The following is a 22,253-nucleotide window of genomic DNA, read 5'->3' as shown; positions in this document are numbered from 1 at the left end:
CCCTTGCCGCAACGATCGATCTCCTGCGGCCGATCTCTATGACGGCGAGCCGACGCAGGTCGATATCGATCTGGAGGACGAACTTGGGGAGATCATTGATCTCCAGCCGAGAGACAGCGGTATCCGAGAGGGGCAGCTTCTTCCTCGACCGATCGAAGGCTGATGCAGATGCTCGATGGGCGCCGTACCTGTCACCATGCGCAAGGGTCGCTCGGCGATGGGATTTCTGAGAGCATATCCGATCATCACCAAGCTGATCCCGATCCGTGACGCCGTGCGCGAGTGCTGAAGCCAGGAAACGACCGGCCATGGCGCGATCTTCAGTCCGCCTACGCATTGCCTGGTCAAGCTTCGTGCGCGACTTCGGGCCGATCAACCATACGACCGTCTCGATCCAGGAGATGTGGAGACGGCGAGGTCAAGGAGACTCATCGCCAGCCGAATCTCGCACCCTTCCGCGACGATCCCGATTGCTGGCTCGTCGCATCGATCGAGACTATGATCTGGAGACCGACACGGCCAAGCCAGGTCCGATTTTTTCCGAACGTGTGATTGCTCCGCCGCGCGCCGACTATCGCTTCGCCTGCAGACGCGCTCGCCGTCGTGCTGAACGAGCGTGCTGCGTCGATATTGATCACATCGCGGAGCTGCTCCATAGTGATCCGCGACTGTGGTCGATGAGCTGGGTGATGAAGTATTTCGCGATCCTGCCGATGGATCCTGGCAGACGGCCGATGCCTATCTCTCCGGGCCGTCGCACCAAGCTCGCCGCAGCGCAAGCAGCGGCCGAGCTCGACCCGGCCTATGAGCGCAACGTGCGGGCGCTTCAGGATGTGCAGCGGCCGATCTGCGACCGTCGGACATCACCGCCCGTCTCGGTGCACCCTGGATCCCGGCGGCCGATGTGTCGCCTTCATCAAGGAGACGATGGAAGCCGATATCCGAATCCACCATATGCCGGAACTCGGATCTGGACGGTGGAGGCCGTCAGCTTGGTTATTCGGCCGCCGGCACGTCGGAGTGGGCACCAGCCGCCGCCATGCGGGGAATTGCTCGCCGATGCTCTCAACAGCCGCGTGCCGCAGATCTTCGACGTGTTCAAGGATGCGACGGCGAGCGCCGGGTTTCAATGTCGTCGATACCGAGGCCGCCCGCGACAAGCTGCAAAGGATCAAGCAGGCGTTCCAGGACTGGGTCTGGACCGATCCAGATCGCACCGACCGGCTGGCCGCGATTACAACGACCGTTTTCAACAATATCGCGCCGCGTAAATTCGACGGCTCACATCTGAAGCTACCCGGCGCCTCAGCGCCTTTGTTCTTTATGGGCACCAGAAACGCGGCATCTGGCGGATCATCGCCGATGGCTCGACCTATCTCGCATGCCGTCGGCGCCGGGAAAACGATGACGATGCGGCTGCGATCATGGAGCAACGCCGTCTCGGCCTGATCGCCAAGGCGATGCTGGTCGTGCCGGCCATTGCCTGGCCCAGGCCGCACGCGAGTTCCTGGCGCTTTATCCGAACGCGCGCATTCTGGTCGCGATGAGACGAACTTCACCAAGGACAAGCGGGCCGCTTCCTGTCGCGGGCGGCGACCGCCACCTGGATGCGATCATCATCACCCATTCGGCGTTCCGGTTCATCCGCGTGCCTCGGCTTCGAACAACAGATGATCAGGACGAATTGCAGCTGTACGAGGATCTGCTGACCAAGGTCGATAGCGAAGACCGCGTCTCGCGCAAGCGGCTCGAGCGGTTGAAGGAGGACTGCAGGAGCGGCTCGAAGGCCTCGCCACTCGCAAGGACGATCTTCTCACCATCTCCGAGATCGGTATAGATCAGATCGTCGTTGACGAGGCGCAGGAATTCCGCGAAGCTATCCTTCGCCACCAACATGTCGACGCTGAAGGGCATCGATCGAACGGCTCGCAGCGCGCCTGGGATCTCTATGTGAAGTCCCGTTACATCGAGACCAAGAACCCGGCCGGGCGTTGGTGCTGGCGTCTGGAACGCCGATCACCAACACACTTGGCGAGATGTTTTCCATCCAGCGCCTGCTCGGCCATGAAGCACTTGCCGAGCGAGGACTGCACGAGTTCGATGCCTGGGCATCCTGCTTTGGCGATACGACGACCGAACTCGAAATCCAGCCATCGGGTAAATACAAGCCCGTCAGCCGCTTCGCTTTCCTTCGTCAACGTCCCGAGCTGATCGCCATGTTCCGCTCGTTCGCGATGTGGTGATGCCAGAGGATCTCCGGCAATATGTGAAGGTGCCTGATATCTCGACAGGGCGTCGGCAGATCCTGACCGCCAAGCCGACGGCGCTGTTCAAGACCTATCAGCAGATGCTCGACGCGCGCATCAAGGCGATCGAACAGAGGGAGGACCGGCCAAGCCGGGGCGACGACATCCTGCTCTCGGTCATCACCGATGGGCGCCATGCGGCCATCGATCTTCGTTTCGTCATGCCGGCCGCGGAGAACGAGGAAAACAATAAGCTCAATTGCTCTCCGCAATGCATACCGGATCTGAAGGAGACTGGAGAAGCCATCTACCGTCGCCCGGACGGTAAGGACTTTGAGCTGCCGGGCGCCGCGCAGATGATCTTTTCCGATCTCGGCACGATCAATGTCGAAAAAATCGCGCGGCTTCTCGGCCTATCGCTTCATTCGTGACGAGCTCATCCGGCTTGGCGTGCCTGCATCCCAGATCGCCTTCATGCAGGATCACAAAAAAAACCGAGGCCAAGCAGCGGCTGTTCGGCGATGTCCGAGCCGCAAGGTTCGCTTCCTGATCGGCTCGTCGGAGACAATGGGCACTGGCGTTAATGCCCAGCTTCGGCTCAAGGCGCTGCACCATCTCGATGTGCCGTGGTTGCCTTCGCAGATCGAACAGCGCGAGGGACGTATCGTCCGCCAGGGCAACCAGCATGAGGAGGTCGATATCTACGCCTATGCCACGGAAGGCTCGCTGGACGCCTCCATGTGGCAGAACAATGAGCGCAAGGCGCGATTCATCGCTGCCGCCCTCTCCGGCGACCCCTCGATCCGGCGCCTGGAGGATGTCAGCGAAGGGGCGGCTAACCAGTTCGCCATGGCCAAGGCGATCGCTTCCGGCGATGAGCGGCTGATGCAGAAGGCCGGACTGGAAGCTGACATCGCGCGGCTCGAGCGGCTGCGCGCTGCCCACGAAGACGATCAGTATGCCGTTCGTCGGCAGATGCGTGATGCCGAGCGTGAGATCGAGATATCGACCCGGCGGATCGATGAGATCGGCCAGGATATCGAACGGCTGCTTCCGACGTCAGGCGAAAGCTTCGTCATGACCGTGGCGGGCAAGCCATATACGGAGCGCAAGGAAGCTGGGCGAGCGCTGATGAAGGAAATCCTCACTCTGGTTCAGCTACAGCAACAGGGGAGATCCACATCGCGAGGATAGGTGGGTTCGATCTCGTTTGTTCCGCAGAGAGTTCGGCCGTGGGGACAATTACCACTACCAGACGCTGCTCCAGCGCACGGGCGCCGACTACGAGATCGAGTTGCCGGTAACTGTCACGCCGCTCGGAGCGATTTCGCGCCTCGAACATTCCTCGACGGGTTCGACGACGAGCGGGAACGTTATCGCCAGCGGCTGGAAGAATATCGACGCCGGCTGACCTCCTATCAATCACGGCAGGGCGGGGAGTTCGCGTTCGCCGATGAGCTGGTCGACAAGCGCCGGAAGCTCCGAGAAGTCGAGGAAGCGCTCGCGAACTCCCTGCTCGACGGCGCGGACACCGTAAGGACGGCCGCTTAGCCGGTCTGTTGACGCAACTCCTCGACGAGCTCCGGGTGACGGTCAAGGAGACGCAGCAACTGACTGGTCGGCCCGCTCGGCTCGACCAGTCCGCGTTCGTACTTGTCGAAGGCGTTCTCACCGACCTTGAGAATGCCTCCTGCCTCCCGCTGCGACAGGTTCAGTTTCTGTCGCACGCGCCGGATCGTGGTAGGTGAGGGAATACCCTCGACCTCTTCCTTAAGCGCGCGCAGCGCCGCATCCGTCACCTCCATGTCGTCGCCGACATGCACGCCGTCGTCGCCGTTTTCCGGATAATAACCGGGAAGATCGACCGTCCTGCTCTTGCCCTTATAGGTCACAACGAACGGGCGAACGTCACGGCGCAGGACCTCGCTGGTCTCCGGAGAGACCATTGTGTCGGGCAGTATCTTTTCCGCAGATGCCATCCTATTTCTCCTTGAACGACATGACCCGGAATTCGGTGATCACGTCCGCCTGGAACTTTACATAGAGCACCATGTCTTCGTCCGGCACGGGAACATGGTAGACGTCCTGCCAGACGCGATGATCGGCATTGGTCGTCATCGACTTGTAAAACATGCGCCGGTCGATCCTCCGATCGTTGAAACGATGGCAGAGCGATCATAGCCGAGAGACGCTGCGTCACGAAGGGCCGTTGTCGTGATCGCCAAAGCCTGCACGGATCCGAATGCAGCCTTGATTGCTTCGAGATCGTATGTCGGCCGCATTTTTTCCATTCCTCAATATGCCACCTTAATGGTGGCAATTCAAGATGAGCAAAAGAGGGAAGGGAGGAAAAGGAAAACCCCTCTCGCAGACCGGCCTACGCGGCGACGCTTCGCTCAACCGCCCCCTGCGCAACCCTGCCGTCGTTCTCGCAAGGCTTTGCCCCGCTCGCCCTGACAGCCAGGGCCGCTCGGGCGCAGTTGCGCCGGTGTGCCCGCCCTGCGGTCCGGGAGATGTCTTCGGAAAGAACTGAAGGCATGAAGGACCGGTGAGGTGCCGGTTCCGATATCACGGAAGGAAAAAATCCAATGCAGATCCTCAAGCTTGATCCCCGTGCTCTGAAGGACAATCCCGACGACACCCGCCGCTCGAAATCGTCTCCGCAATCCGATGCGCTGCTGCTGGCGACGGTAAAGGCTGTCGGCATCATCCAGCCTCCGGTCGTCTCGCCGGAAGTCGATGGCGGCAATGGCTATATCATCCAGGCCGGACACCGCCGCGTGAAGCAGGCGATCGTGGCCGGGCTCGAGGAAATCACGGTTCTTGTCGTTGAAGCGGCCAACGACAATGGCGCCATGCGTTCGATGGTGGAGAACATCGCCCGTGAGCCGCTTAATCCTGTCGATCAATGGCGCGGCATCGAGCGCCTCGTTGCACTCGGCTGGACCGAGGAAGCGATCGGCGTCGCGCTCGCATTGCCGGTCCGCCAGATCAGGAAGCTCAGGCTTCTCGCCAATGTGTTGCCCGCCATGCTAGATCAGATGGGGCTGGGCGACATGCCGAACGAGCAGCAGCTCCGGACCATTGCCGCAGCCTCGCTCGACGAGCAGAAAGAGGTCTGGAAGGCCAATAAGCCCAAGAAGTCCGAGCGGGCCGACTGGTACAATATTGCGCGTGCGCTCTCCAAGACCCGCATGTTCGCCAGGGATGCGAGCTTCGGGGACGATCTCGCACAAGCCTATGGGATCGAATGGGTCGAGGACCTGTTCGCGCCTGCCGATCAGGACAGCCGCTATACGACCAATGTCGAAGCATTCCTTGGCGCCCAGCAGGAATGGATGACATCGAACTTGCCGAAGAAGGGCACGATCGTCGACGTCAACAACTGGGGCCAGCCGGAACTGCCGAAGAAGGCGGAGCGCGTCTACGGCAAGCCGTCGAAGTCCGATCATGTCGCCATGTATCTCGACCGGGACGGCAAGGTGCAGTCGGTCGCTTATCGGATGCCCGAGGAGAAGAAGAGGGCGAAGGGCAATTCGTCTAGGGGCTCTGTGGTCATTTCTACATTAATACACGCTAAGGGCATTTTGCAGGTGACGGGAAACACATGATTTCCGCTCACCGTGATCGCGGGGCAAACTGGCCACGCAATAGGGCCATTTTTTGCGCGACAAACCCTGTCGGAATGTTAGGCTGTGCGGCAACACCTGATTTGAGGTTTGTCGCACATGTTGATCGGTTACATGCGGGTATCGAGTAGTGACGAGCGCCAGTCGGTTGCCTTGCAGCGCGATGCCCTGCTCGCGGCCGGGGTCGATGAGCGCCATCTCCATCAGGATCGCGCTTCCGGAGCGCGTGATGACCGGCCGGGTCTGAAGGCATGCCTCGGCGAATTGCGCGAAGGCGATGTCCTGGTCGTCTGGAAGATAGATCGGTTAGGCCGGTCACTCTCCCACTTGATCCGTATCGTCGAGGATTTGAAGGAACGTGGTGTCGCCTTCCGATCTCTCACGGAGGCGATCGACACCACGAATTCGCACGGCGCGTTTCTGTTCAACCTGTTCGGCTCGCTTGCAGAATACGAGAGAGTGCTGATCACCGAGCGGGTCAATGCCGGCCTGGCGGCGGCTCGCCGACGTGGCCGTAAGGGCGGGAGACCTCCAACGATCGATGCGGAAAAGGTCGAGCAGGTTCTAGCTGCTTTGGAAGCTGGCGCCAGCAAGGCGTCCGTGTGCCGGACGTTCAAGGTGGCGCGCTCGACCTTGATCGACACGTTGAAGCGGACTGGATGGACAGGCCCCGGCAAGACCGGCACGCCCGAAACCGTAGTTTGACGAGTGACCGTGGCTGATGGCGTTTCTCGATGAGCAATCGCGTGCCGTTTTATTCGAACCACCCGAAGCTTATGAAGATGCGCAAGCGCGCTATGCACTGACTTCCGAGGATATTGTCTTCGTCAAGGAACATCGCCGGTCGCATAATCGGCTTGGCTTTGCGATCCAACTCGCACTGGTGCGTGATCTGGGCCGTCTGCTGCGAATAGGCGAAGTTCCACCTCAGGCGGTTGTCTCTGTTGTCGCCGACCAGCTGGGCATCGACCCTGCAGTGTTCGAGTTCTACGCCCAGCGCGACGAAACGCGCCGGGAACACGCGCGCGAGATCGTCTCTGCACTGGAGCTTCAGCCTGTCCGGACGAGTGACTATCGCGAGTTGATAACGGCGGCGGCACGCGAGGCGGCGGCCACTGAACAAGGTGCGCCGATCGCCAAGGCCGTGATCGAAGCCTTGAAGGAACGAAAGTTGCTCGTTCCTATGCCGGAGCTGCTGATCCGTCTGGCACTGGCCGGCCGGGCGGCGGCGCGTCGACAAGCCTATCGCGAATTGATCCGGGATCTGGAGCAGCCTTCGATCGAGGCGCTTGATCAGCTCCTCGCTGAGCGGGCCGGCGATCGGAGCCACCTTGGCTGGATTGCGGAAGCACCTGAAGGGGCGAAGCTGAAGAACCTCAAAGGCTTGATCGCCCGCCTCGAGGTATTGCGCTCAGCCGCCATTCCCGACGACCGTCGCAAGACGATCCATGCCAATCGCTACGGCATCATCGCCAGGGATGCACGCATTCTGCATGCCCGGGAGATACGACGCCTGACATCCGAACGTCGCTACGCCACGCTGGCCGCCTTCGTCATCGAGAGACAGGCGTCGATCACCGACCTGACGATCGACATGTTCTGCAAAATGATTGGGAGCAACCGCCGCAAGGCCGAGATCAGCCGCACGGAACGCCGGCTAAAAGAGGCCGAGGTTCTTGATGGGGTGGCGCTTGAGCATCTCAAGCTCGGCGAGGCGCTTCTGGCCGCTCGTGCGAGCAAAACCGATCTTGCATCGGCGATCGCAGCCTCCCTCGGCTGGGACGGATTGGTCGCCAGCATGGCGGCAGCCAGATCTGTCGTCCACCCTGATCGCAGTAACGAATTCGACGAGCTCATCAAGCGGCACAAATCGTTGCGCAAGCTGGGCAGACTGATGTTCCGCACGTTCTCGTTCCGGTCGTTTCGTGCTGATGATCCGATCCTTGTAGCAGTGGACCATCTGCGCGCGCTCTATGGCGGCCGGAAATTGCCGGCGCAGGTGCCGCTCGCCTTTCTGACCCGCAAATGGCGACGCTGCGTGCGCCCGAACAGTGCCGATATCGACCTGCGCGCCTGGGAAGTGGCGGTCCTCGTTCACCTGCGAGAGCGTCTGAGGGCCGGTGACATCTGGGTCGAAGGCAGCCGGGCATGGCGCAGTTTCGAGGATTATCTTCTGCCTCGGCCGATCTTCGAGCTGATGCGCGCCGAGGGGCGGCTCGGGCTCGCACTCCCCGACAGCTTTGCCGAATGGCGAGCAGAACGGACCGCCACGCTCGATGCGAAGCTGAAAGAGCTGGCAAAGGCGGCGGCTGCCAATGCTATTCCGGATGCAGCGATTTCCGACAAGGGCCTGTCGCTCTCGCCGATCCGCGAGGAGGAGCGCGACAGCATCGTCGCGCTCAGCCGCCGACTATATGTTCTGGTGCCACGGATCAGGATCACCAGCCTGCTTGCCGAGGTGCAAAGCTGGACCAAATTCCTCGACAGCTTCACGCATTATCGTACCGGTGAGACGGCAAACGACGAGGCAGCGCTGATGGCAGCGATCCTTGCCGACGCCACCAATGCCGGAGCCGAACGTATGGCGGAAAGCTCACGCGGCGTCACGATCCACCAGATGATGCTGATGGTGGACAGGCATATGCGATCGGAAACCTACGCCACGGCGACCGCCGTGCTGGTCGATGCGCAGCAGGCCCATCCCTTTGCCGCGATCTGGGGTGACGGCCATATCTCCTCCTCGGACGGACAGTTCTTTCCGGCTGGCGGGCGTGGCGAAGCCAGCCTCGACTACAATGCAAAATACGGCAAGCGACCGGGGGCGTCGATCTATGGCTTCCTGTCCAACCGTTTTGCTTCCTTCTTCTCCCGCATGATCCAGGCATCCGAGGGCGAAGCCCCCTACGTTCTCGACGGCCTCCTTCACAACGAAAGCTCCGTCGAAATCTATGAGCACGCAACCGATACCGCTGGCGCCACCGAAACGACGTTCTCCATGTTCCACGCCTTTGGCTACAGGCTCATTCCCCGTATCCGCAATCTCGGCAATCGCAGGCTCTTTGTCATTGATCGCGATCCGGCTTACGAACCGCTCGACGCGCTGATCGCTGGAACCGTCAACATGGATGTCGTCGAGCACCACTGGGATGAGGTCTTGCGGCTGAAGGCTTCGATCGCTGCAGGTTTGGTGCCGCCTTCCGTCATCCTCAAGAAGCTGGCAGCGTCGCCGCGACAAAACCGGCTGAACCAGGCCCTGCGCGAAATGGGCCGGATAGAACGCTCGATCTTCATCTGCGACTGGCTGCTCGATACGAAACTGCGCCGCAGATCGCATGCGATCCTCAACAAGGGTGAAAGCCGTCATGCTCTCGCACGCGCCATCTTCCTCCACCAGCTCGGCGAATTGCGCAACCGCGTCGCCGAAACCATGGCTTACCGCGCGTCCGGTCTTAACCTCGTCGTCAACGCCATCATCCTGTGGAACACTGTCTATCTCAGCCGTGCTGTCGATTATATCAGCAGTCAGGGTATTATCATTCCGGACGAGCTGCTCTCCCAGGTCGCACCACTACCATGGGCGCATATCGCGCTCACCGGCGACTACCTCTGGAACGAAATTGACCGACCCCTCGAACGCTTCAGGCCAATCCGGGCTAACCGCTTCAATCCAAACAACTTCAAATTCCCTTAGCGTGTATTAATGTAGAAATGCCCACGGAGCCCCTACAGGGGCGGAACACGCTGTCCACAAATTATCTTGACAGGCTTATGAACAGAGGCGATATTTTGGACAGCCTATTCGGACAAAATTGCCCTCATGCCGCGCACCTTTGCCTATGTCCGCGTCTCCACGACAGGACAGACCACCGAAAACCAGCTTCAGGAAATCGGAGTCGCCGGCTTCCAGGTCGAACCGCGCCGGATTGTCACCGAGACGGTTTCCGGCAGCACCGCCATCGCGCAGCGCCGCGGCTTTTCCCGGCTCATGGACAAGCTGGAGTCCGGCGACATTCTGATCGTGACAAAGCTCGACCGCCTCGGCCGTGATGCGATCGACGTCAGCACCACCGTCAGGACGCTGGCCGAAATGGGTGTGCGCGTCTATTGCCTCGCGCTCGGCGGAGCCGACCTCACCAGCTCGTCCGGCACTATGACCATGAACGTGCTCAATGCCGTTGCGCAGTTCGAGCGGGATTTGCTGATCGAGCGGACACAATCCGGTCTCAAGCGCGCCAAGTCGGAAGGCAAGACCCTCGGCCGGCCCTTCACGCTCAACGATGAACAGAAGCAGGGTGTCCGCAACGATCTCGCGATGGGCATGAGCGTTTCGGCGATCGCCAGAAAATTCGCGACCAGCCGGCAGACCATTATGCGGGTTCGCGACGAGGGTTCACGCTCCGTTCGACCTTAGCGCAGGATTTTGAACAGACCTTGTTCCGACCCCATCTTGGAGAGGGCAGGGCACATCAATTCGGCAGGTGGATATCTCCGCGATCTCACGCGCCGAGCGCGGGCAGGGGAGTTCGGGCTGGGACCGATGCTAATGTCACTGATGCGTGCCAATGCGAACGGCGATCGGAAAACGGGGTGATGGGTTATACGAGGTACCAGGTAGAGGCATGATCGTACGGCAGTGGCGCCGCATTTCATACAGCACTCGTTCCACGGTTTATAGCTGGCGCGCCCTCCCATGAGAGAGCATCACCGAACTAGAGCAGCCTGGCTGCTCTGCCACTCCGTCTCGTTGCGCTATTGTAGTATTCGGATGCTTGCTGAACCGATCGATGCCGGGATTGCTCCATGGCTTCTGGAAGCGGAATGCCGCGATTGGCTGCCTCGGTCAGGTAGCCGGAGCGCAGGCCATGGGCGGAAAACTCCGCCGGGTCCAGCCCTGCCATGAAGGCGCGCTGCTTGACGATATCGTTGATGGCTTTCGGATCCAGCGCGCGCTTTGAGACATTGCCCCAGCGATCGATCGCCCGGAACACACTGCCGCTTTCGATCCTGCCGGCCTCGAGCCAGCCATTCAGCGCATCGACGGGCCGGCCGGTGAGGTAGACAACCTCTTCGTTGTCGGCGCCGCTGGTCTTGGTGCGGCTGAGTTGAATGGACAGCGAGGGCAGGGGAGCTGATCCTTCAACCGGGATAGGTGCTTCCATGACCAACTGCTCCTTACGCAGCCCCGCCACTTCGCTGCGGCGCCTCCCACCGGAGGCAAAGGCAACCATCAGGATCGCCTTGTCCCTGACATCGCGCAGGCTGCCGGCCCGGCAGGTGCCAATCAGCTTCGACAGGACATCGCCTGTCACGGCCTTGACGCTCTTGCGCCGCTTCGGGCGTGGCGTTGCACGCACCGCCAGCCGGATGGCCGACTTGAGGGCAGGGGAGGTGAAGGCACCTTGCAGTCCGCGCCATTTGGTCAGCGTCGACCAGGTTGCCAGACGTCGGCGCACGGTGTCGGGTGCATGGGGGCCTGAAGAACGGAGAAACCCTTGGAGGCGAAGCTTGTCCTCGACCTCGGCCGGCATGCCATGATCCGGATCCGTCAGACGCTTTTCCGGATCCCAGAGGTGATGAGCGACAAACTTCAGCAGCAGCGCTTCCGGCGCGGGCCAGGCGAGTGATCGTCCTGATGCCGCCAGCGACCAGGCCTGCAGGTAGGCGAGATCGGAGGTGAGCGCGCGCAGTGTATTTGCGCCCATGCCTTCGTTGACGAGATGACGGAGCGTCTCGACATCCTGGTCCGTCAGGAGCTCAGCCAATTCGTCACGGCGTTCCATTGGGAGTACGGCAGCGATGGTATCGAGTTCTTCCACACGTCGCGTAACCACATCGTCGGTCGATTTGGATGTTAGTGGCTTTCGCGTCATCGTATTCCGTCACTTTCAGGAGCACATTTGCAAAAGTTCCGGAAAGCCCGTATATTCCGGAACAAAGGAGATCTGCCATGACGTCGATTGTGACAGCAGCTGCGGTTTCGAAGAATTTCGGCGCCTACCAGGATGCGGCCGTGCGAGAGCCGGTCATCATCACCAAGAACGGCCGGCCGCGTACAGTGCTCATGGCCTATGAAGATTATCTGCGCCTCGCCAAGCGCGATCGGCGGGTCGATCTGACGGCTGCGATCACTGACGACGAGCTTGCGGCGATCGAGGCTTCGACGATGGAGCCGGGCCTGGATCATCTCAATGCCGAACTGCTGATGGACAAGAATGCTGCCGACTGAACCGAAGGTCGGCTGGGTCTTTCGCTATTCCTATCTCTGGCATTGGCAGCATCTGGACGGACGGGAAGAGGGTGACAAGGACCGCCCCGCTCTGGTGCTGGCCATTGTTGCGACGCTTGAGGACGGGACGCCTGCAGTACGTGTCCTGCCGATCACGCATTCCCCACCGTCCGATCCCGACGAAGCCATCGAAATCCCGCCGGCCACCAAGCGCCGCCTGGGTCTCGACGACGAACGGTCGTGGATCGTGTTGACTGAAAGCAATCGTTTCGTCTGGCCGGGGCCCGACGTTCGGCCTGTCGATAGCGAGAGCGGGTATCACGGGCCGCTACCTCCGGCACTCTTTGAAGAGGTGAAGCGCCGGTTCGTTGAGCTCGCGAGAAGCCAGCGGCACAAGGCGACCATGCGCAGCGATTGAGCTGCTCTTCATCCTGTTGTTCGTCATCAAGATCTACGCATCCCGCTGTGATCTTCGCCGTGATTTGGCACGACTTTACGCCTTCAACAGTGCGAAATCAATCACCACCGATAAGGATTACTTATCGGAATTTAAAGGCCTTGTTTACGATCGTCGCGAGTGGCGAACCACAAGGCCGATATATCATTCGTTTAACCGATCGTTAACCATGAATTCAGGAGCTTAGAAGCTCCCGAAAATCGGAAGTTTCGACTATTTTGGGTAAGTGGGGCAAATTCGATGGCACTGCCGAACGCGAAGCCAATTCGCTCCGCCTGACGCGCGCCGCAGCGCTGACGTTGGAGCCTTCAGGTTCGGGAGGGGAGGGGGCTTAGGCCCGCGCTGCGATCAAGGTCGCCAAAGGCGGGATAACGTCCGAGCCACCGATCCCCAGCCGGTGACCCAGATAATGCCAGAACGACAGGCCGAGCTTCTGGCACGTCGTCATCAGCCCAAGCAGTGTGTCGCGGGCAATGCGGCCGTCACGGCTCATCGTACCGCCGGAGATTTTCCTCTTGATGACAAAACTGCGTAGGTCATTTTCCGAAGCATTCGTGTGAAGTGGGATTTCCGGACGTTCCAGCACCCGCAACAGCTCGGCCTTGCGGCGCGACAGCCGAAACAGGAGCTTGTCGAGATCACCCTAGCCTGTGCGGATCGCAAAGATGCGGTCGAACCTGGCTTCGAGAGCGATTGCGAACCGCGCTTCGGGCCTTTGCCGATAGGCTTTCAGCGCCCGATAGAAACGCCAGATCAGGTCGCGGATGGTCTCGACATGCCGTGCCTCTCTGGGCGTCGATGGCATCAGCTTCTGCAGCAGCCGTTCTGAATGGACCCAGCAGAGCGCGTGATTACTGACGCGGAACTGGCCGGCATCATCGGACACGATGACCGTGTTGCCGATCAGGCCATGACGGCGGATGGCACCCCAGATGCCGGCTTCGGCGAGCGGGCGGATCTTTTCCTTGTCGAAGATGTCGATCCCCTTGCTCGCGAGATAGTGAAGGAACGGGACCTCATTGCAGAAGCGCTGCGGACTTCGCGTTCGAAGTCTCGCGACGATAGCCGGGTCGGTGCCATGCCGCTGGGCGAGATAATCGAAGGCCGCATCGTTGAGCACATAGTCCTGATAATTGCCGCGCAGCAGCGACAAAAAGTTGAGGCGTGACTTCGAGGGCGTGGTGCGGAAAACGGTGAAGTTCGGACCGCCGATTTGTGTGGCGTGACAAGGATTATGGGAATGAAAGGCGCCGGTATCATCGACGGTGACGTATTGGGATGACACCAATCCGGCATGCAGCACCGCCGCATCCTCGGCAGCCAGGCCATCCATTCCTCTGGTCAGAAGCCTCACAATCTGACGCTTCGACACGTCGATACCGATATCGTTCAGCAAGGTCGTCAGCCGTTGTGTTGTGATCTGCCCCTGGGAATGCAGCATCAGGCAGAGCCGTCTGAGATTTGAACCATAGCCGCCGACACCGGCGGGAAGCGGTGCCAGAACCATCCTTCGTTCCGGTGTGATCCAGCATTCGCGGCGGTATCGCACGATTTCGGCCGTCAGCACGAGGTCGCGCACCATGTAACTGCGGTAGCCCTTGAAGCGTGATCCCGCCGGCGGGTTGATCCGCACGATCTCCTCCCGGCTGATCCGCTTCACATCGAGCTTTGGTCCGCGGGGCTTTCTGTTTCGTCCCGGTCTCTCGGCCGGCGCGCCGTCCGTTGCCTTGTCCATCCCGGACGGGCGAAACGGTGGCCGAGGCGGCAGATCCTTGAGGCGAGCGATCTCGTCCCGCAGCAATTGATTGTCGACCTTCAGCCGCGCATTCTCGAGCCGGAGGGTTTCGCTGTCCTCGCGAAGGGCCGCGTTCTCCTCACGCAGGTCCTTGACCTCAGTGGACAGACCCTCGACCCGATCGACAAGGCCTGTCACCAAACTGCGCAACGCCTTCAGCGAAAGCGTGTCGGCATGCTCGGGGGAGGGGAGCCGTCTGGTCATGGCGGAATCGAATCATGATTTGCCCCGCCTGGGGAATCCCTGCAGCCGACAGCGTCTGCCGAAGGTCGACGTTATGCACATTTCATTGCAGGAGCGCCGAGCAAGTTGCCAACGATTCTGCCCCACTTACCCGGATTACTGGCCAGTCGTCGGGACTGGGCGCTATCGCCGGACGGCAACCGCACGCTTCGAAAGACATCGGACATTACGTCGGCCGGCACTGAGGCGGCGGAGGCCGCCGGCACAGTGCGGAGAGCTATCGCTACGGATGCGGAAGGGGAGGATGTCGATGACGTCGAAAATCTGCCCGGCGTTGATCTTGCCGCCATCGATGCGACACTGGCCCGATCGTCGGCCGCGATCGAGAGTGCGACACGTCCCGGCCGCCCCGACAAGGATCCGATGACCTATGATCTCGACTGGGACGAGGATGTCCGGCTCGACGAATGGCGCGGCGTGCTGCGCCAAGTTCAGGACTTGCCGGCTGTGCTGCAGGCGATCGTCGCGCTCGATACCTGGAACGAAGTTTCGGTGCTGCAGCACGCGCCTTGGCTTGTCCAGCTGTTGGCCGCGTCGATCCTGCGGCAGGCCGGAATCACCCCCGGCGCGCATCTCGCGGCCATCAACCTCGGCCTGAAAACCATATCTGTCGATCGGCGCCGGCAACGCGATCGCGAAACCCGGCTGCTCGCCACCGCCCACGGTTTTTTTGCGACCGCCGAGATCGGCATGAAAGAACATGACCGGCTGGTCTTCGCGCGAACCGTGTTTGAGCGGAAGCTGGAGGGGCGGCGAACGTCGTCAAAACTTCCGGTGCTGGGGTCGAACTGGTAATGGCAAGGCCGTTGGTGTCGGCCGGCATGGTGGCCAAAGCGCTGGAGGTGACGCCGCAGGCGGCGTGGCGGATTGTTTTGGAACTCGGCCTGCGCGAGATGACGGGGAGGGGGAGGCTTCGGGCGTGGGGAATCGTTTGACCGGCGGCTTCAAACCGTTGGCAAACCCTCAACTTCGCACCGCTTATTCAGCCGTCCAGGCCGAGGTAGCTTGCGCCAAAAAGCAAGCCTTGATGGCGCACCGATATGAGCGCGCCCCTGCGTTTTCATCTCCCAAATTCGGTCGGCAGCGCTTTGGCCTGAAAGCGTTGCTTATCTACGCCACTCGCTTCAACATACCGGACGAAAGAATATAAATTAGTTTGTGCTGACTAGGGAGTGGCGGCCCGTCACCAAAGCCGCCGTTTTCGTTTCCGGCTATTCCTTGACCACATAGGTGTAGAAGCGGATGCGTCCTTCCTCGCGGACCTGATAGACGCCCTGGACCTCATAGGAGAAGCCCGGGAACCTGTTGCAGCTTTCCTCGAAGGTCAGGAAATAGTCGATCATCGGCTGGGCGCTGTCGTCATAGCGTTCGCCGGGAACGATGATGCCGATGCCCGGCGGATAGATCAGTGCCAAGGTTGCCGCGATCCGGCCCTTGACCTGATCCATGGGCACGAAATCGACCTCATCGCCGACCAGCGCTTCATTCGCATCGCGGGCCGACATGGCCTGTTCGGGGAAAGACTCGTAGCGGAAGCAAAGCCTTTGCAGCTCTTTCACGTTCTTTTCCGCGTAGAAGTCGTGCATTTCCTGGGCAAGCTGCTTGAGCGTGTAGCCGCGATAGCGCTCGGCATTGCGGGCGTAGAGCCCGGGCACGACGGCCGACATGGGGCTGTCGGCGTCATAATGCGCCTTGAAACGCTCCAGCGCCGACAGCAGCATGGCCATCTTGCCCTCGCCGACGGCGGGCGTCATCAGGAACAGGATGCTGTTGAGGTCGTTCTTTTCGGGGATAACGTTGATTTCCCTGAGATAATTGGCAAGGATCGTCGCAGGCAGGCCGCTTTTCTGGTAATTGCCGGTGGCGCGATCGATCCCCGCCGTCGTCAACATGAATTTCGTCGGATCGACCATGGCCGCGTCTTTGCCGAGGTTGCGGTAACCGTGCCATTTGGCCCCCGGCGCCAGTTGCCAATACTCCTGTTCGCGCGCCAGCACATCGGTCGGCACATCCTCCCATTTCACGCTCTTGCCGCCGTAATCGACGACATCCGGCACAAACGGGTCGAGGAGGCCATCGAAACGCAGGCGCACGGCCTTGCGTCCGTCGATGCCGAGTTTGACCATGTCCTCCCACAGAACGCGCCCTGCCTTGTCGGCATGCATCTGCGCATTGACGTCGAGACTGGAAAACAGCGGATAGAAGGGCGACGTCGAAGCCTGCAACATGAACGCTTCGTTGAATCGCTTGTGGTTCGTCCGGAAGGGCTTGTCACGGATATGTTCGTCCCGAACGTGGATCTGCGAGGCCTGCGAGAAACCGGCCAGTTGCTTGTGGGTCGATTGGGTGGCGATCACGCCGGGATCGTTCGGGCCGAGCTCGAGACCCATGGCGAAATGATGCTCCATCAGCGGATGGAAGGCGCCGAAGCCCGCCCATGCCTCGTCGAAGTGAATGTACTGGCAGAGATGGCCGATCTTCTCCAGAACCTTGCTCGCATTGTAGACGCTGCCGTCATAGGTACACTGTTCGATGATCGCCACCCGGATCGGGCGCTCTTTTTTCCACGCATCCGTTCCCTTCAGGCGGGGATGATTCCGCAGTCTCTCGCGGATCGTGTCCTCTTCGAAGGCCGACCAGTCGATCGGCCCGACCATGCCGAAACCGTTGCGGTCGGCTTCCAGGTAGATCGGGATGGCGCCGGCGATGAACAGGGCGCCGTGGTGGTTGGACTTGTGATTGTTCCTGTCGAACAGGACCACGTCGTTGCGGCGCAACAGCGATGTATTGACCACCTTGTTGGAGGACGAGGTGCCGTTCAGGACGAAATAGGTGCGGTCCGCGCCGAACACCTTGGCGGCTGCCTGCTGCGCCGCCAGCGCCGGTCCTTCGTGGATCAGCAGGTCGCCGAGCGAAACCATCGCATTGCAGATGTCATCGCGGAAGACATTCTCGCCCATATGTTCGTAGAAGAGGCGTCCGGCTGGATGATGCATGAAGAACTGGCCGCCCTGATGGCCCGGGCACGCCCATGCACGGTTGGCGTCATAGTCATATTTCATCAGTTCGCCGAAGAAAGGCGTCAACAGGGTTGCGGCATAGGCTTCGACGGAAGCGCGCAGCCGCTTTTCGTAGAATTCACGGGTTTCGAGGTCGGCGATGAAAATGCCTTCCAGGTCCTTCAGGTAGGGCTCGCCGAACTTTTCGTCCTCCCTTCGGCTCAGCAGGAAGACAGGCATGCGAAAGCCGCGTTCGGCGCGTGCCTTGATGACCGCTTCCGCCGCCGCTCGCGACGTCACGATGGCGCCGAGGTCGGCGCCGCCATGGATGGCGGACGCTGCCTCCTCATCGCCGCAGACCGTCGTCTTGAAATCCAGATGGTCTTCGATCAGCTGGGCGATCCTGTCGCCATACTGCGTTCCAACCACAAGAATTCGAAAATATTCGGTTACCGGGATCGTCATGGAATCCTCCGTCAGTCAAACCGGGTGATATGTTCAGACGCGTTCACGCGGCCTCGATCAATACACGAGCGAAACATGCCGGGAACGTTATGAGCGCCCGAGGCTAATCTGCCTCGGGCCGGATCGGGTCATGCCGATCGTCAGGCCTGCAAGGACTTGCCGGGGTCCTTGACGTGGGCTTCCACTTCCATCCGGTAGAAGCGGGCGCTGACGAAGCCGAAGAGCGTCCAGCCCAGGAAGACGGACAGGCCGCCGAGCATCAGGGCCTGCTGACCGGAACTGATCAGGGCATAGAAGCTGTAGGCTGTCGCGATCATCGCCACGATGTTGGTGACGAGCGCCTTGCCTGCGGGTACGCCGGAAATCTTCTGGATGGTGATCAGGGCCGCCATGGACATGACGTAAGGCACGAGGTTGGTGACGACGGCGAGGTCGACCACCTTCTGGAACTGGCTGGTCAGTTCCGGGCTGATGGTCATCAGGGCGAGGGCAACCTGCGCCACGAGCAGGATGAGCATGCAGACGATCGGCGTACCGGTCTTGGTGGCTTTGCCAAAGATCGGCAGGAAGTAGCCGACGTCAGCGGAGCTCTTGAACACCTGCGCGACGGTGAATTGCCAGCCGAGCAGGGAGCCGATGCAGGCAATGACCATCAGCGCGGTGACGATGCTGCCGATGAACGGGTTGAACATGGTTGCGAAAGCAAGGCCGAACGGTGCGTTCGAGGCCGCCAGCTCGGCATTGGGGATCATTCCGGCGATCACGTTGGTGGAGCTGATGTAGATGATAGCGGCGGCAATGGTGCCGCCCAGAACGGCGATCGGCACGTCGCGCTCCGGATTTTCAACGGCGTCTGCGTTGGCGCAGGCCGATTCCAGTCCGAGGAAGGCCCAGAGCGTGATGGAAATCGAGCCGCCGACGGCGGGCAGGAATTCGAGATTATGCGGGTTCCAGGCCGCAGCCCAGGTGGAGCCGCTGAACCAGAACCAGCCAAGCAGCGATACGATCACGACCGGGATGATGACGCCCCAGACGGTGACCGCACCGATGCGGCCAGTGATCTGCGCGCCACCGAAATTGGCCACCGTGGTCAGGATGAGCAGGACAATGGTCCACAAGCCCGTCTGTAACGGTGTCAGCGTGGCGCCGAACAGGACGGTGCCGTAACCGACGGCGGTGATCGCGATCGCCACGTTGGCGATGACGAGGGAAAGGCCGTATGTGTAGTTTGCCATGTAGTTGCCGGCCTTGCCGAAGGCATATTCGGCATAGCCGCCCATGCCGCCCGGCTTGCGGCTCAGCATGCCGCAGCGCGCGAAGGCATAGGCCAGAGCCAGCGAGCCACCCGCGGTTATCAACCAGGAGAAGATGGAAATCGTGCCGACCTGAGCCAGTTTTGCGGGCAAAAGAATGATGCCCGAGCCGATCATGTTGACGGCAGTCAAAATGGTCAGCTGTGTGACCGTCATTTTGTTCTGCGTTGCAGCCATTTCAGTCCCCTCGTTACGATGTTTCCAGCGGATGATCGCTGTTTCTGATTCTGAACGTGCTGGAAGTGCTGTTGAAAGTACCGCCGGCTTCGCTCTTTTGTTGTTGCGCGAACGCCGCCGGTTCATTGCAAGAAAGTGCCGGCCCTCGCGGGCCGGCAGGCAGAAATCAGGTCCGTTTCAGGCAGTAGACGTGATAGACGCCGTCTTCCACTTCGACGCCGTGGGTATCATGGGTGAAGCCGGGGAAGCGGGAGTCGTAGGCTTCCAGCGCCTTCAGATATCCGAGCAGCGGTCCATCGGCCGGCCCGGCATTTTCGCCCGGCATCATCAGCGGAATACCCGGCGGATAGGGCACGACACCGGTGGCGACCGTCCGTCCGGCCAGTTCGTCGAGCGTGACCTTCTCGACATCGCCGCGGACGAGCACTTCATAGGCGCGCACCGGGCTCATGTCGGGAACAGGCAGGATCGAGAAGCCGGCCGCCATCATTTCCGTCGTCTTGAACTGGTCCATTGCCGAGAACATCGTATCGGCCAGATCCTTCAGGCCCATATTGGCGTAGCGGTCGCCATAATCGGCCATCAGCTTCGGCAGCGCGACTTCCAGCGGTACGTTGGCGTCGTAGTCACGCTTGAAATCGCAGAGCGCACTGACCAGCGATCCCCATTTGCCCTTGGTGATGCCGATCGAGAACAGGAACAGGATGGTGAAATCCGTTGTTTTCTCGGCGACGATACCACGATGGTTCAGATAGGCCGTGACGATACCCGCGGGGATGCCGACCGGCATCAGGCCGCCGCCCGGCGCGACGCCCGGGGTGACGATCGAGACCTTGATCGGATCGAGCATGCAGTAGCCGTCTTCGATGTCGCCGAAACCATGCCATGCGGCACCCGGCTTCAGGACCCAGCACGACGGACTGGTGGTCAGCGCTTCTAACGATGCTTCGTGGAAAGGCTGCTTGCGCCCGGTCTTCGGGTCGATCACGGTTTCCGGCTGCCAGCAATCGAAGAACCATTCGTTCTTGTCGGAGAAATCGCTGTTCAACCGCGCGATCATCTGGCGGAAGGACACTGCCTCCTCGATGGCTTCAGTCGTGAGCGCCTGACCTCCAGGGCCGTCCATCATCGCCGCGGATACATCGTTGGAGGCGATGATCGCATAGTTTGGCGATGTCGAGGCGTGCATCATGAACGTTTCATTGAACACGCTGTGAGGGATTGCCTTCTTGCCGTCACGCACATGGATGAAGGAGGCCTGCGACAAGGCCGCGAGCAGCTTGTGGGTCGAATGCGTGGCGAAGACCGTCGGCTTGTCGGGACCGTGATCCTTGGCGTCGCCGTGCATGGCGTGCCGCTCGCGGTACATCGGATTGAACCGGGCATAGCCATACCAGGCTTCGTCGAAATGCAGCCGGTCGACGCTGGCGCCCAGCAGTTCCTCGACCCGGGTGACATTGTAGCAGAGGCCGTCATAGGTGGAGTTCGTGATGATCGCGTGCTTCGGTTCGCGATCCTCGATGCCGTCGGCAAGCGGGTTGGAGTCAATCAACTTGCGGATGGCGACCGCAGTCAGTCTTTCCGGCGGGATCGGCCCGATGATGCCATAGTGGTTTCTGGTCGGCAGCAGATAGGTCGGGATCGCGCCGGACATGGTCATCGCGTGCTCGGCCGACTTATGGCAATTGCGGTCGCAAAGGGCGATCTGGTCACGGCTGACGCTGGCCATCAGGATGACGCGGTTGGACGTCGATGAACCGTTCGTGACGTGGTAGGTCCGGTGCGAACCGAACACGCGGGCGGCATATTTCTCGCTGGCGCCGATCGGGCCAGAATGGTCGAGAAGCGATCCGAGCTGTCCGACAGAAATGGACAGGTCGGAGCGGAAAAGCGGTTCGCCGAAATATTCGAAGAAGGCCCGGCCCGCCGTCGATTTCAGAAAGGCCGTGCCGCCGGTATGGCCGGGCGTGTGCCACGAATATTCGTAAACCTGGGAAAATCGGGCAAGAGCGCCGAACATGGGCGGTAGTACCGTCGCGCGATAGCGCTGGATCGCCGCAACGATGCGCCCCCCGACGAAATCCGTCGTGTCCTCGAGCAGCCAGACAAAATCATCGACCTTGCTCATGATGTCAGCAGGTACGGTGGATGCGACACTGCGGTCCGCCAGCAGGAAGACGGGAACCTTTGCGTTGCGCGCACGCAGGGCCTCGACGACCGCGATCGACGGATCGTGGCCGGCAACCCCCAGATCCCAGTCGAGCAGGATGCACTGAAGTGAGGGATCCGAACGGATGACGGAAATCGCGTCGTCGCTCGTTGTCGCCGTAACGACAGAAATATCGCGGTGCTCCAGTTCGGCAATGAGAGACGCAACGGCCCGACCGGCCGCGCTGTCCTGGCCAATTTCGTCATCCGCGACCAGGGCCGTCATGCCGAGTCGTTTCTTTTCCTCGTTCTTCATGCAAATCTCCTCGTGGCAATAACGCGAATAGCAGGTGAGAGAAGGGCGACTGCCCTTTCGAATTAAGTATTCTGTGGCGTCCGTCGTGATGGAGGCTAAGTTTCTCGCGTGAGACCTGAAGCCGGTACCGAAGTCACGGATTGCGGGGCAGCCCTATGAAATTGCATATCGGTAGGCTCATGAGATTCCTCCCTAATTGCTTCTTATAGTTGAAGATTATTACATATTTTAAAATTGGC

General features: G+C 60.6%; 10 protein-coding genes and 6 pseudogenes. 9 read left to right on the top strand and 7 right to left on the bottom strand.

What is annotated here, in order from left to right; all coding sequences use genetic code 11:
• Positions 1–3,797, top strand: a pseudogene (locus tag G3A56_RS27255) (lactate dehydrogenase); the annotation flags it as partial.
• Here the strand turns inward: G3A56_RS27255 and G3A56_RS27250 are convergent.
• Both G3A56_RS27250 and G3A56_RS29740 read right to left on the bottom strand, forming a co-directional pair.
• On the bottom strand, positions 3,794–4,225 hold the full coding sequence (locus G3A56_RS27250; RefSeq protein WP_164056911.1) for a type II toxin-antitoxin system MqsA family antitoxin: 432 nt from the start codon (positions 4,223–4,225) through the stop codon (positions 3,794–3,796). The pseudogene G3A56_RS27255 and the gene G3A56_RS27250 overlap by 4 nt on opposite strands.
• A 1-nt stretch (position 4,226) precedes the next feature.
• Positions 4,227–4,528: pseudogene (locus G3A56_RS29740) on the bottom strand (type II toxin-antitoxin system MqsR family toxin).
• A 306-nt stretch (positions 4,529–4,834) separates the two neighbouring features.
• On the opposite strand from G3A56_RS29740, the pseudogene G3A56_RS27240 reads away from it, so the two are divergent.
• The 5 genes and pseudogenes from G3A56_RS27240 to repC form a co-directional block, all read left to right on the top strand.
• Positions 4,835–5,788 (top strand): annotated as a pseudogene (locus G3A56_RS27240) (ParB N-terminal domain-containing protein); the annotation flags it as partial.
• 186 nt (positions 5,789–5,974) lie between these two features.
• A complete protein-coding gene (locus G3A56_RS27235; RefSeq protein ID WP_003501158.1) occupies positions 5,975–6,580 on the top strand; it encodes a recombinase family protein in 606 nt (201 codons plus the stop codon).
• A gap of 16 nt (positions 6,581–6,596) precedes the next feature.
• On the top strand, positions 6,597–9,566 hold the full coding sequence (locus G3A56_RS27230; protein ID WP_164056968.1) for a Tn3 family transposase: 2,970 nt from the start codon (positions 6,597–6,599) through the stop codon (positions 9,564–9,566).
• Between the two features lie 126 nt (positions 9,567–9,692).
• The gene (locus G3A56_RS27225) at positions 9,693–10,286 is read left to right on the top strand and encodes a recombinase family protein (protein ID WP_164056909.1); all 594 of its coding nucleotides are present in this window, start codon (positions 9,693–9,695) and stop codon (positions 10,284–10,286) included.
• 33 nt (positions 10,287–10,319) lie between these two features.
• Positions 10,320–10,466 (top strand): annotated as a pseudogene (gene repC, locus G3A56_RS27220) (replication initiation protein RepC); the annotation flags it as partial.
• 118 nt (positions 10,467–10,584) lie between these two features.
• Here repC and G3A56_RS27215 read toward each other — a convergent pair.
• Positions 10,585–11,745 carry a site-specific integrase gene (locus tag G3A56_RS27215; protein ID WP_162750716.1) on the bottom strand — a complete coding sequence of 387 codons (1,161 nt, stop codon included), beginning with the start codon at positions 11,743–11,745 and terminating at the stop codon, positions 10,585–10,587.
• Between the two features lie 77 nt (positions 11,746–11,822).
• On the opposite strand from G3A56_RS27215, the gene G3A56_RS27210 reads away from it, so the two are divergent.
• Entirely contained in the window at positions 11,823–12,101 is a 279-nt protein-coding gene (locus G3A56_RS27210) for a type II toxin-antitoxin system Phd/YefM family antitoxin (RefSeq protein WP_125271659.1), read from the top strand.
• Positions 12,088–12,519: a type II toxin-antitoxin system PemK/MazF family toxin gene (locus G3A56_RS27205; RefSeq protein WP_164056908.1), complete on the top strand. Its 432-nt coding sequence runs from the start codon at positions 12,088–12,090 to the stop codon at positions 12,517–12,519. The genes G3A56_RS27210 and G3A56_RS27205 overlap by 14 nt, the downstream gene beginning before the upstream one ends.
• 370 nt (positions 12,520–12,889) lie before the next feature.
• Here G3A56_RS27205 and G3A56_RS27200 read toward each other — a convergent pair.
• Positions 12,890–14,557: pseudogene (locus tag G3A56_RS27200) on the bottom strand (IS66 family transposase).
• A 153-nt stretch (positions 14,558–14,710) separates the two neighbouring features.
• Between G3A56_RS27200 and G3A56_RS27195 the strand changes: the two are divergent.
• Positions 14,711–15,531: pseudogene (locus G3A56_RS27195) on the top strand (RHE_PE00001 family protein); the annotation flags it as partial.
• A 276-nt stretch (positions 15,532–15,807) separates the two neighbouring features.
• Here G3A56_RS27195 and speC read toward each other — a convergent pair.
• The 3 genes from speC to G3A56_RS27180 all read right to left on the bottom strand — a co-directional run bounded on the left by speC (position 15,808) and on the right by G3A56_RS27180 (position 22,014).
• Positions 15,808–18,060, bottom strand: a complete 2,253-nt coding sequence (speC, locus tag G3A56_RS27190; RefSeq protein WP_164056967.1) for an ornithine decarboxylase — start codon at positions 18,058–18,060, stop codon at positions 15,808–15,810.
• 140 nt (positions 18,061–18,200) lie between these two features.
• Complete coding sequence (potE, locus tag G3A56_RS27185) at positions 18,201–19,550, bottom strand: putrescine-ornithine antiporter (protein ID WP_164056966.1); 1,350 nt, start codon at positions 19,548–19,550, stop codon at positions 18,201–18,203.
• Positions 19,551–19,716: 166 nt separating this feature from the next.
• On the bottom strand, positions 19,717–22,014 hold the full coding sequence (locus G3A56_RS27180) for an Orn/Lys/Arg family decarboxylase (protein ID WP_164056965.1): 2,298 nt from the start codon (positions 22,012–22,014) through the stop codon (positions 19,717–19,719).
• Positions 22,015–22,253 lie beyond the last annotated feature (239 nt).

Origin of the sequence: Rhizobium oryzihabitans, from assembly GCF_010669145.1 — a bacterium.
GTDB classification, from domain to species: domain Bacteria; phylum Pseudomonadota; class Alphaproteobacteria; order Rhizobiales; family Rhizobiaceae; genus Agrobacterium; species Agrobacterium oryzihabitans.
The sequence above is the reverse complement of the archived record's forward strand: the minus strand, read 5'-3'. Positions and strand labels throughout refer to the sequence as shown.

What these genes read in the sequence shown, in the direction of transcription:
- G3A56_RS27180 (WP_164056965.1), bottom strand. Translation starts at nt 22,014, where the DNA reads ATGAAGAACGAGGAAAAGAAACGACTCGGCATGACGGCCCTGGTCGCG.
- G3A56_RS27215 (WP_162750716.1), bottom strand. Translation starts at nt 11,745, where the DNA reads ATGACGCGAAAGCCACTAACATCCAAATCGACCGACGATGTGGTTACG.
- potE (WP_164056966.1), bottom strand. Translation starts at nt 19,550, where the DNA reads ATGGCTGCAACGCAGAACAAAATGACGGTCACACAGCTGACCATTTTG.
- G3A56_RS27205 (WP_164056908.1), top strand. Translation starts at nt 12,088, where the DNA reads ATGCTGCCGACTGAACCGAAGGTCGGCTGGGTCTTTCGCTATTCCTAT.
- speC (WP_164056967.1), bottom strand. Translation starts at nt 18,060, where the DNA reads ATGACGATCCCGGTAACCGAATATTTTCGAATTCTTGTGGTTGGAACG.
- G3A56_RS27235 (WP_003501158.1), top strand. Translation starts at nt 5,975, where the DNA reads ATGTTGATCGGTTACATGCGGGTATCGAGTAGTGACGAGCGCCAGTCG.
- G3A56_RS27250 (WP_164056911.1), bottom strand. Translation starts at nt 4,225, where the DNA reads ATGGCATCTGCGGAAAAGATACTGCCCGACACAATGGTCTCTCCGGAG.
- G3A56_RS27210 (WP_125271659.1), top strand. Translation starts at nt 11,823, where the DNA reads ATGACGTCGATTGTGACAGCAGCTGCGGTTTCGAAGAATTTCGGCGCC.
- G3A56_RS27230 (WP_164056968.1), top strand. Translation starts at nt 6,597, where the DNA reads ATGGCGTTTCTCGATGAGCAATCGCGTGCCGTTTTATTCGAACCACCC.
- G3A56_RS27225 (WP_164056909.1), top strand. Translation starts at nt 9,693, where the DNA reads ATGCCGCGCACCTTTGCCTATGTCCGCGTCTCCACGACAGGACAGACC.